Source organism: Thermococcus sp. (assembly GCF_027008145.1).
In the GTDB taxonomy this organism is placed as follows: domain Archaea; phylum Methanobacteriota_B; class Thermococci; order Thermococcales; family Thermococcaceae; genus Thermococcus.
The window spans coordinates 1-2,425 of sequence record NZ_JALTCZ010000087.1 but is presented as its reverse complement, the minus strand read 5'-3'; the positions used below and the strand labels follow the sequence as shown (position 1 = coordinate 2,425).

At 53.8% G+C, this 2,425-nt stretch carries 3 protein-coding genes and 2 pseudogenes; all 5 read right to left on the bottom strand.

The features are described from left to right. Positions 1–134, bottom strand: a pseudogene (gene rps12P, locus MVD07_RS04370) (30S ribosomal protein S12); the annotation flags it as partial. A gap of 10 nt (positions 135–144) precedes the next feature. Further along, positions 145–582 carry a NusA-like transcription termination signal-binding factor gene (locus MVD07_RS04365; RefSeq protein WP_297499078.1) on the bottom strand — a complete coding sequence of 146 codons (438 nt, stop codon included), beginning with the start codon at positions 580–582 and terminating at the stop codon, positions 145–147. Then, positions 582–890, bottom strand: a complete 309-nt coding sequence (locus MVD07_RS04360) for a 50S ribosomal protein L30e (protein ID WP_297499076.1) — start codon at positions 888–890, stop codon at positions 582–584. The genes MVD07_RS04365 and MVD07_RS04360 overlap by 1 nt, the downstream gene beginning before the upstream one ends. A 13-nt stretch (positions 891–903) precedes the next feature. Next, entirely contained in the window at positions 904–2,079 is a 1,176-nt protein-coding gene (rpoA2, locus tag MVD07_RS04355; protein ID WP_297499080.1) for a DNA-directed RNA polymerase subunit A'', read from the bottom strand. A 5-nt stretch (positions 2,080–2,084) separates the two neighbouring features. Beyond that, positions 2,085–2,425 (bottom strand): annotated as a pseudogene (locus tag MVD07_RS04350) (DNA-directed RNA polymerase subunit A'); the annotation flags it as partial.

Below are 2,425 nucleotides of genomic sequence, written 5' to 3'. Positions count from 1 at the left end.
CCCAGGGGATCGCTCTTCTCCTTAAGGCGGAGGACTCTTCTCTTGTAGCGGATATCGCTCCAGCGGAACTTCTTTCTCTTGAGCTTGAGCTTCCTTCCGGCGAACTCTCCATATGGAGCCTTCTTTCCAGGCATGACAATCACCTCAGATTATGATCACATCATGAATGCCGTGGTGTCTCTCCATCAACTCTTTCACGAGGTTGATGTTCTGGCCGCCTCTTCCAATGGCGCGCGGCTTGTCGCGCGGGCCTATGTCAAGGAGGGCGACCTTCTTACCATCCTTCTTCTCGGTGACGTGAACCTTTTTAACCTTAACTCCGAGGCTCTTATAAATGTTCCTCAGGAACTCCTCCGGGTTGTCCGAGTGCTCGATGAGCTCGATGTCCTTCCCGAGCATGTTCTGGACGCGCTTGACGTTTGAACCTTTCTTTCCGAGGGCGAGGCCCATTTCACCCTTCTTAATAACGTAGATGAGCCTGTTCTTGTTGGCGTCGATGATGCAGTCGAGGACGGTCGCCCCGGTCATGCTCTCGAAGAGGGCTATGTACTTTATCTGGTCTGTGTTGAGCTTGAGCGGCATCACTCCTTACCTCCGGCAAGGGCGAGTATCCTGCTCTCACCCGGATCGAGTATTGCGAGGGCTGAGACGGTGTGGGGTCTTCCGAGGAGGGTTCCTAGCTCAACGCTTGTCCCCTCGAACTCGTAAACCGGGATACCGCTCAGCTTGGCGTAGTAGAGTATATCCTCCTTAATGTCAGGCCTTGCGTTCTTCGCAACGATAATCATCTTGGCTCCACCAATCTTAGCGTACTGGATGCTCTTCTTGGCGCCCATAACGATCTTCCCTGTGTCCTGGGCTTTCCTAAGCTCGAATGCGAATTCAACCATACTCTACACCTCCCTACTCCCTTTTCGGTCTCAGGGGGAGACTCATTGCCAGTCTGACTATTCCCGTACCGACTGGCACGGGCTGGCCGATGAGCACGTTCTCAACGACGCCGTTGAGCGGGTCAACCTCTCCCCTCTCAGCTGCTTCAAACAGGTGTTGGGTAGTTATCTCGAAGGCGGCTCTAGCGAGGACGCTTGCCTTCTCCCCAACTATACCGTGTCTGCCTATGGGCAGTATAACACCGTCGAGGGTCATCATATCGGCAACGAGCATTACGTGCCTCACGTCAACCTCAAGGCCCTGTTCACGCATCGTGCTTACGATTTCCTCAATTATCGCGTTCCTCGCGGCTTCTATTCCAAGCACTTCCGCAATCTCGTGGATATTGTTTGTCCTCGTTCTGGTGGGGTCAACGCCAGGAACCTTGAGCACCTGCTTGAAGTTCGAGCCCTCGGTGTAGATGACGTACTCGTCGCCTTCCTTCCTTATGATGGTCTTCCCGACGCCAGAGAGACCCTTAAGGCGGTGCTTTTTAACCTTTTCGGCAAGCTTTCTGAGGTCTGAGAGCTTCACTGCCTTTTTGGGCCTCACTATGAGGGTGTATCCATCAACTTCAAACTCGGCGCTCTTGAAAGACCCTTCGAGCTTTCTCTTAACCTTTTCCATGTCAAGGCCTGCCTTCTCAAGCCTCTCGGGGTCGATTTCAACAACGAACTCGAAGTTGAGAATATCTATGCTGGTCTCCCTCGCGAGGTTTTCAAGGCTCGTCCCCTCAATCCGTCTTGCCACTTCGAGGGCCTTCTCCCTATCATACCTGTGCTTCTCGTCGAGGTAGACGGTCATGATGGGCGTTGAGGGGTTCTTTCTCGCATCAACTATCTCGATTATCCTCGGCAGGCCGAGGGTGACGTTTATCTCGGCGACACCCGCGTAGTGGAATGTGTTGAGGGTCATCTGGGTTGAGGGTTCTCCTATTGACTGAGCGGCAACTGTCCCTATGGCCTCTCCTGGCTCGATGAGCGCCCTCTGGTACTCCTTCACTGCCTCCTCGATTATGGCCTCAACTTCGGCCTTCTTCAGCTTGTACTTCCTGTTGTAGTCAATGAGCTTGCTGTAGAGCTCGTCCTTGAGGCCCTTTGGTAGGTCGGCCTTCTCGACAAGGCCCTTTATTGTCTTCTCGGCGACCATGAATATCACCTTCCTCCTCTCGTCCTGAGGAGGGTTCTTATTATCACCCTCTCCACGTCAACAGTCTTTCCACCCCAACTCTTCATGGGATCAATCCCGTCCTCTCCATAGCGGAACTGGACGATGATTCCCGTTGGCTCCCTAACGGTTCCATCGTAATCGACCTTGAGATCCTGAAGGGCGTTGATCAGCCTCCTCTGCATGTAACCGCTCTGTGCGGTTCTGACTGCGGTGTCGACGAGACCTTCCCTGCCACCCATGGCGTGGAAGAAGTATTCCTGTGGTGTTAAACCGCTCTTGTAGGAGTTGGTGACGAAGCCCTTGGCCCTTGCTCCTAGGTCGCCGG

Coding starts and splice junctions, on each gene's coding strand:
- MVD07_RS04360 (WP_297499076.1), bottom strand. CDS start 890: ATGGTTGAATTCGCATTCGAGCTTAGGAAAGCCCAGGACACAGGGAAG.
- rpoA2 (WP_297499080.1), bottom strand. CDS start 2,079: ATGGTCGCCGAGAAGACAATAAAGGGCCTTGTCGAGAAGGCCGACCTA.
- MVD07_RS04365 (WP_297499078.1), bottom strand. CDS start 582: ATGCCGCTCAAGCTCAACACAGACCAGATAAAGTACATAGCCCTCTTC.